This window comes from Enterobacter cloacae complex sp. IR5422, from assembly GCF_049238165.1.
Taxonomy (GTDB): Bacteria; Pseudomonadota; Gammaproteobacteria; order Enterobacterales; family Enterobacteriaceae; genus Enterobacter; species Enterobacter roggenkampii.
Window position 1 is genome coordinate 137,441 of record NZ_JBMKHT010000006.1, and the last position, 7,726, is coordinate 145,166.

General features: G+C 56.8%; 7 protein-coding genes. 5 read left to right on the plus strand and 2 right to left on the minus strand.

All coding sequences use genetic code 11. From position 1 onward, the window contains the following. The first annotated feature begins 130 nt into the window (after positions 1–130). The 3 genes from ACOTXT_RS05190 (at position 131) to ACOTXT_RS05200 (ending at position 4,230) form a co-directional block, all read left to right on the plus strand. A complete protein-coding gene (locus ACOTXT_RS05190; RefSeq protein ID WP_021242151.1) occupies positions 131–973 on the plus strand; it encodes a 23S rRNA (adenine(2030)-N(6))-methyltransferase RlmJ in 843 nt (280 codons plus the stop codon). A 71-nt stretch (positions 974–1,044) separates the two neighbouring features. Beyond that, entirely contained in the window at positions 1,045–2,397 is a 1,353-nt protein-coding gene (gorA, locus tag ACOTXT_RS05195; protein ID WP_046092611.1) for a glutathione-disulfide reductase, read from the plus strand. Positions 2,398–2,580: 183 nt separating this feature from the next. Further along, positions 2,581–4,230 carry an alpha,alpha-trehalase gene (locus ACOTXT_RS05200; RefSeq protein WP_021242149.1) on the plus strand — a complete coding sequence of 550 codons (1,650 nt, stop codon included), beginning with the start codon at positions 2,581–2,583 and terminating at the stop codon, positions 4,228–4,230. 47 nt (positions 4,231–4,277) lie between these two features. Here ACOTXT_RS05200 and ACOTXT_RS05205 read toward each other — a convergent pair whose 3' ends face one another. Then, a complete protein-coding gene (locus ACOTXT_RS05205) occupies positions 4,278–5,867 on the minus strand; it encodes an STY4199 family HEPN domain-containing protein (protein ID WP_021242148.1) in 1,590 nt (529 codons plus the stop codon). A gap of 146 nt (positions 5,868–6,013) precedes the next feature. Here ACOTXT_RS05205 and ACOTXT_RS05210 point away from each other — a divergent pair, with 146 nt between their 5' ends. Both ACOTXT_RS05210 and ACOTXT_RS05215 read left to right on the plus strand, forming a co-directional pair. After that, entirely contained in the window at positions 6,014–6,553 is a 540-nt protein-coding gene (locus tag ACOTXT_RS05210; RefSeq protein ID WP_023294760.1) for a GNAT family N-acetyltransferase, read from the plus strand. Positions 6,554–6,624: 71 nt separating this feature from the next. Then, the gene (locus tag ACOTXT_RS05215) at positions 6,625–6,963 is read left to right on the plus strand and encodes a lysozyme (RefSeq protein WP_008503124.1); all 339 of its coding nucleotides are present in this window, start codon (positions 6,625–6,627) and stop codon (positions 6,961–6,963) included. Here the strand turns inward: ACOTXT_RS05215 and ACOTXT_RS05220 are convergent. After that, complete coding sequence (locus tag ACOTXT_RS05220) at positions 6,942–7,544, minus strand: response regulator transcription factor (protein ID WP_023294761.1); 603 nt, start codon at positions 7,542–7,544, stop codon at positions 6,942–6,944. The two genes, ACOTXT_RS05215 and ACOTXT_RS05220, sit on opposite strands and share 22 nt — an antisense overlap. Positions 7,545–7,726: the final 182 nt, after the last annotated feature.

The following is a 7,726-nucleotide window of genomic DNA, read 5'->3' on the forward strand; positions in this document are numbered from 1 at the left end:
GTAGAGGATTTCAATGCCAGACGTGGCGGAAAAGAGCCCGGTGGCGCTGCGCTTACCGGGCCTACGGGTAATCTGCGCCGTTCTGCTGTAAACTGTGGCAAATCGTCAATTCAGCGGAATATCATTACCCATGCTCAGTTATCGCCACAGCTTCCACGCAGGCAATCACGCCGACGTCCTTAAACACACCGTTCAGAGCCTGATCATCGAATCGCTCAAAGAGAAAGAGAAGCCGTTTCTCTATCTGGACACGCACGCGGGCGCGGGCCGTTATCAGCTGAGCGGCGAGCATGCCGAGCGTACCGGTGAATATCTGGAAGGGATCGCCCGCATCTGGCAGCAGGACGACCTGCCTGCCGAGCTGGAGCCGTACATCGGCGTGGTGAACCACTTCAACCGCAACGGCCAGCTGCGTTACTACCCGGGGTCCCCGCTGATTGCCCGCCAGCTGCTGCGCGAGCAGGACAGCATCCAGCTGACCGAGCTGCATCCGAGCGACTTCCCGCTGCTGCGTTCTGAATTCCAGAAAGACAGCCGCGCCCGCGTGGAAAAAGCCGACGGCTATCAGCAGCTGAAAGCCAAGCTGCCGCCGGTTTCCCGTCGTGGCCTGATACTGATCGACCCGCCGTACGAAATCAAAACCGACTATCAGGCGGTGGTGACGGGTATTCACGAAGGCTACAAACGCTTCGCCACCGGGACATACGCCCTGTGGTATCCGGTGGTGCTGCGCGCGCAAATCAAACGCATGATCAAAGACCTGGAAGCCACCGGCATCCGCAAAATCCTGCAGATCGAGCTGGCCGTGCGTCCGGACAGCGACCAGCGCGGCATGACCGCCTCGGGCATGATCGTCATTAACCCGCCGTGGAAGCTCGAAGCGCAGATGAACAACGTGCTGCCGTGGCTGCACAAAACGCTGGTGCCAGCCGGTACGGGTCATACCTCCGTCAGTTGGATCGTGCCGGAGTAATCGCAGCCATCGGTGGAAACTATTGATTTCAGGTATACAATCGCGGCAATTCACGATTAAGGACAAAAGCTATGACTAAGCATTATGACTACATCGCCATCGGCGGTGGCAGCGGCGGCATCGCCTCCATCAACCGCGCGGCCATGTACGGCCAGAAGTGTGCGCTGATTGAAGCCAAAGCGCTGGGCGGCACCTGCGTGAACGTGGGTTGTGTACCGAAAAAGGTGATGTGGCATGCGGCGCAAATCCGTGAAGCTATCCATATGTATGGCCCGGACTACGGCTTTGACACCACCATCAACCACTTCGACTGGGACAAACTGATCGCCAGCCGTACCGCCTACATCGACCGTATTCACACCTCGTACGACAACGTGCTGGGGAAAAATAACGTCGACGTTATCCACGGTTTCGCCCGCTTTGTGGACGCGAAAACGATCGAAGTGAACGGTGAGACGATCACCGCCGATCACATCCTGATCGCCACCGGCGGCCGTCCGAGCCACCCGAACATCCCGGGCGTGGAATACGGCATCGACTCTGACGGTTTCTTCGAACTGCCTGCCCTGCCAAAACGCGTTGCCGTGGTGGGCGCGGGTTACATCGCGGTGGAGCTGGCTGGCGTGATTAACGGTCTGGGTGCCGAAGCGCACCTGTTCGTGCGTAAACACGCGCCGCTGCGCAGCTTCGATCCGCTGATCGTTGATACGCTGGTTGAAGTGATGAACACCGAAGGCCCAACCCTGCATACCAACGCCGTGCCAAAAGCGGTCGTGAAAAATGCAGACGGCAGCCTGACGCTGGAGCTGGAGGATGGCCGCAGCCAGACCGTCGATTGCCTGATCTGGGCGATTGGCCGTGAACCGGCGAACGATAATTTCAACCTGGGCGTGACCGGCGTGAAAATCGACGAAAAAGGCTATATCGTCGTCGATAAATTCCAGAACACCAGCGTACCGGGCATTTATGCGGTCGGCGATAACACCGGTGCCGTTGAGCTTACCCCGGTTGCCGTTGCGGCGGGCCGCCGTCTCTCCGAGCGCCTGTTCAATAACAAGCCGGACGAGCATCTGGACTACAGCAACATCCCGACCGTGGTCTTCAGCCACCCGCCAATCGGCACCGTCGGCTTAACCGAGCCGCAGGCGCGCGAGCAGTATGGCGACGACCAGGTGAAAGTGTATAAATCCGCGTTTACCGCGATGTATACCGCCGTTACCTCCCACCGTCAGCCGTGCCGCATGAAGCTGGTCTGCGTCGGCCCGGACGAGAAGATTGTCGGTATCCACGGCATTGGCTTCGGCATGGATGAAATCCTGCAGGGCTTTGCGGTAGCGCTGAAGATGGGCGCGACCAAGAAAGACTTCGACAACACCGTGGCGATCCACCCTACGGCGGCGGAAGAGTTTGTCACCATGCGTTAATGCATAAGCCCCTCTCCGGAGGGGCTTTTTTTATTCACATTCATAAATCGTTGCAAAACGAATGCTCCGAAAAGAGTGATCTACCGCACATATCCCTCCACATCTACCGAAGCGAATGTCTACGCTTATAAGACGCCCGGATAAACCTGTCTTTTGAACACACAACCGGAGGTCCCTATCACCATGTTCAACCAGAAACTACAGGCTACCGAGAACATCGAATTCGAGATTGCAGAAGAGCTGCGCTACGAGACCGATCCCTGCGAGTTGAAACTGGATGAAATGATTGAGGCGGAGCCGGAACCCGAGATGATCGAGGGGCTACCCGCCTCCGATGCACTGACGCCCGCAGACCGCTATCTTGAACTGTTTGAGCACGTGCAGTCCTCGCGCCTGTTCACGGACAGCAAAACCTTTCCCGACTGCGCGCCGAAGATGGATCCGCTGGATATCCTGATCCGCTACCGCAAGGTCAGACGCCACCGGGACTTCGACCTGCGCCAGTTTGTGGAAAACCACTTCTGGCTGCCCGAGACCTACAGTACGGAATATGTTTCCGACCCCGGTCTGTCCCTCAAAGAGCACATTGACAGCCTGTGGCCAGTGCTGACGCGCGAGCCGCAGGATCATATTCCCTGGTCTTCCCTGCTGGCGCTGCCCCAAGCCTATATCGTTCCCGGCGGACGATTCAGCGAGACCTACTACTGGGATTCCTATTTCTCCATGCTGGGGCTGGCGGAGAGCGGTCGTAACGATCTGCTGAAATGTATGGCGGATAACTTCGCCTGGCTGATTGAACGCTACGGACATATTCCCAACGGCAACCGTACCTATTATCTCAGCCGCTCCCAGCCGCCGGTCTTTGCGCTGATGGTGGAGCTGTTTGAGGAGGACGGCGTTCGCGGTGCGAAACGCTATCTGGAACACCTCAAAATGGAGTACGCCTTCTGGATGGACGGCGCGGAGTCGCTCCTGCTTAACCAGGCCTACCGCAGCGCCGTGCGTATGCCGGACGGCTCGTTGCTCAACCGCTACTGGGATGACCGTGATACCCCGCGCGATGAATCGTGGATTGAGGACGTGGAAACTGCCCGCCATTCGGGCCGTCCGCCAAACGAGGTGTATCGCGACCTGCGCGCCGGGGCGGCGTCCGGCTGGGACTATTCCTCCCGCTGGCTGCGCGATCCGTCGCGGCTCGCCAGCATCCGCACGACGCAGTTTATCCCCATCGATCTGAACGCCTTCCTGTTCAAGCTGGAAAGCGCAATCGCCAACATCTCGGCGTCGAAAGGGGATAAAGAGACGGCCGACCTGTTCCGCCAGAAAGCCAGCGATCGCCGCGAGGCGGTGAACCGCTATCTGTGGGACGAGGAGAGCGGCTGTTACCGCGATTACGACTGGCGACGCGAAGAGCTGGCGCTGTTTTCTGCCGCCAGCATTGTGCCGCTGTATGTCGGCATGGCGACCCATGAGCAGGCCGAGCGCCTGTCGGATGCGGTCAAAGCGCGACTGCTGACGCCGGGCGGGATTCTGGCGACCGAGTACGAAACCGGCGAGCAGTGGGATAAACCCAACGGCTGGGCGCCGCTGCAGTGGATGGCGATCCAGGGGTTCAAGCAGTACGGCAACGACTCGCTGGGGGATGAAATCGCCTGGAGCTGGCTGCATACGGTGAACCATTTTTATCAGACGCATCATAAGCTGATTGAGAAGTACCACATCGCCAGCAGCACGCCGCGCGAAGGGGGCGGGGGTGAGTATCCGCTGCAGGATGGTTTCGGCTGGACGAACGGCGTGGTGCGGCGGCTGATTGGGTTGTATGGGGAGCCTTGAATAGGGTGCGGTCTGGTGCCCTCTCCCACGGGGAGAGGGAGGAGAAATCAGCGAATCACCTCATAAATGGCGCTCTGAATAGACTGCCATTTTTTGGTGGTGGCATCCGGCTGTGACTTCGCACGGCGTGTGGCCATGTCGAGATCGTGCTGCTGGCGTTTCACCACCGCTGGCACGGTGCAGAAAGCTTTGAGGTACTCTTTACGCACCGAGGTCAGAGACTCGCCGTTCGACATCGCGTGGCTGAGCGTGTTGATGAAGCGCCGACACGGCTTCTCCTCAACCATGTTTTGCCGGTAGCGTAGCATCAGCTCCAGCACGTCGTCATAGCCTGCCGACATCGCCTCTTCGGTCCAGGACAGCTTCCAGTCCATACCGCCCTGCAAAAAAAGCTGGGTCACGCGGGTGTCGTTGCGGTTAATGGCCGAGCGGAAATTATTCTCGTCCCAGGTCACTCCCATGCGCGTGAGCGTTTCGCGCGAGGAAGGCGTCTCACGCATTTCCTGTGGCGGCGCCGCTTCAGCCGCGCTGACGGCCGCAGGCTGCGGTTTACTGCTGGTCACCAGCCAGAAGCCTCCCGCCACGATGGCAATCACCATAACGCCAACCGCCCCCCATAACGCACCAGAAATGAGCTGCTCGCGTTGTTCGGGGGTGCGCGGCGCGCGCTGGGTCGGCTTTTCAATGGTGTCACGGACTTCAAACAGATCCCCACCGGTGACCCGATCCATTTTCTGCGCCTTTTCCCAGAAGGTATGCAGTTCGCTGGCATCTACCGCCATGAATCCCGCCGGATTGACGCGCGTTCTCCCCTCTTCAAACGCGCGTTGAACGGGCCGCGCGATCTGCGCGTAGTAGTTATCCAGCAGCTGGATTTGCGCCGAGCTTAACGTTTTCTGGACGGTGATGTTGTTACGGATTTGCCGAATGTCATCGAGGAAGGTTTGCAGCGTTTTACGCGGTTCAACCAGCAGCGTCAGCATGGACGGGTCGCTGAACAGCGAAGCGTAATAGCGGCTGAACTCTTTTTTATCCACCAGCATTTGCGCCAGTTCGCTGAACATCATGCCGCTCAGGACATCGTTGATCTCGCCCAACTTCAGCCAGCGCCGTACGCGGTCGGCGTTAAACAAAGTCTTGAGATGGTTATTCAGCCTTACTTGATCGGGCCAGGCCTGCTGGATGAGCCCTTTTATCATGAGCTCTATCGCCCGCACCTGCTTATGCGCCTGCTGCTGCTGAAGTTCGCTGCCCGGAGTCAGCTCCGTGCTGTAGGTCAACAGCGGCTGCTGCAGGCGAAGGTGCTCCAGCGCGGTGACAAACCGCATCGCCGCAATCAGCTGGTTTTCACTCACATCCTGTCCGCTTTCATACTGCGGCACGCGCTGCTGCAGCAGGCGCAGCTGGAGCGTAAATTCCGACATCTCGGCATCATTCAGGTTGAGTTTTTTCGCTACGGCTCCCCAGCCGCCCAGGGCTAATCGCGCGCTGTCCAGTTGTTCCAGAAACCAGCGTGGATCTTTGCCCTCAGAAGCATGTACATTCAGAAGAAGCAAAATTTCCACCGACGCATGGCGAATGACCGCCAGACAGTGTTCGAACTGTTCGCGAATATGATGTGATGTGCTGAGAGTCATTGTTTTCCTTAAGCGACAACGAAGACATCCGGATTGGCACGTAACGGCCTTTTTCTTTTTATTTATACGCGGTTAACCATACCTGACTTTCTGTTGAAATAAAGTGACAACCCTAAAATCATTTAAAATGTTTCAGGAGAATCTGAATGCCGGTTTTAATTACCCCTCGCCTGAACTGCTCGCCTTTACAAGAAGAAGACTGGCCCTTTTTTCTGGCGCTACAGCAGCATCCCGACGTCATGCGCTTTGTGGCGGAAGACCGCCCCGTCGCGGCGATCCGCGAGGCGTTTGATTCGCGCCTGACGCCCTGGACGCCAGGGAGCGCGCACTGGCTGTGCCTCGTCGTGCGTGACGCCGCTTCCAGGGCTCCGTTGGGCGTCACCGGGTATATTCATCGGGAGGAGGATTGCGCTGAGGTCGGTTTTCTTTTCGCTCCCGAGGCGCAGGGGAAAGGTTACGGCTTTGAATCCCTGAAAGCGCTTTGCGATTACGCTTTTCATCAGGGCGGTATACGTCGACTTACCGCCACCGTCACCGCCGGGAATATCGCCTCACGACGTCTGCTGGAAAAAGCCCGCTTTTGCCTGGAGGGCGAATTACGCGAGAGCTATTACCTTGCGGGACGTTGGCATAATGACTGGTTATTTGGTTTATTGCGGCAGGAATATCTGAATAACAATCCCTGATCAATAGCCATTTGGCGGATATTTCTCGTACCTCATTTCCTCTACAGTGTCGCCATTAAGAGGAAATGAATATGAAAGAGCATGCGCTGAAAATATCTTCTGCCGCCATCGCGTTGATAAAGAAACATCAGGGTCTTTCTCTGGAAAAATATCGTGACGAAAAAGGATTATGGGTTATCGGCTATGGCCACGTTATCCGCGATCAGGAGCATTTTCACGGCCCTGTCACACCTCTGGAGGCTGAGACTTTGTTGCGCGAAGATATCCGGTTGTGTGAAGCGCTGCTGCGGGAAAATATGACACGTCCATTAACCCAACAGCAGCATGATGCGCTGGTGATGATGATATTCAGTTTCGGAGAGATAACGTCGCTCCCAAACGCGCTTTTTCAGGCCGTCGCCCGGGTATAATACATGGCTGCCTGCGTTCTGTTTTTCACGTCCAGCCGCCGGAAAAGCGCCTCGAGGTGCGCTTTTACCGTGGCCGCACTGATGTTCAGATTGCGGCCAATCTCTTTATTCGACTCCCCCGCCGCCAGCAATTTCAAGACTTCGCGCTGGCGCTCGCTCAAGGATAATAATGCCTGAGGCGACGTCGGCTCTCTGACCCACTCTCCGGGAAAACAGACCATCCCTCTGGATACCGAATCCAGTACGGCGGAAAACCGTTCGGGATTGGCGTTTCGGGGAACAATGGCCATGACGTTTCGCTGCCGCAGCTGCTCAGCACATTTGGCCTCTTTTTTCGCCAAAATCAGAATCACACGTATCGCCGGAAAGCGATGCAGGATCGCTTCCAGCAAAGTGCTCCCTTCGTCCTGAATTAAATTCCCATCAATCATGACGATAGCCGACGGTGAAGCAGAAATCTGAGTCCATAAATCTTCTGCCTGACAGGTCCCAGTTATATTTATTTCCGGAATCAACCTCTGAAGACTGTGTATCGCTCCGTGAATAAAGAGTGACTGCCTGTCAAACATGATTACTCGCATCGTTTTTTCCCCTCTGAGAATAGCGAAGGGGGATTCTACAGAGGCATTATTTAAGGGAAGGTGCGAATAAGTCCGAGATGTGAGATCATCGTGTTGTAACCTGAACCCAGAATGAGTAACCGGATGAGCCAGCAACTGACTTTTGCCGACAGTGAGTTTTCCAGTAAACGCCGCCAGACCCG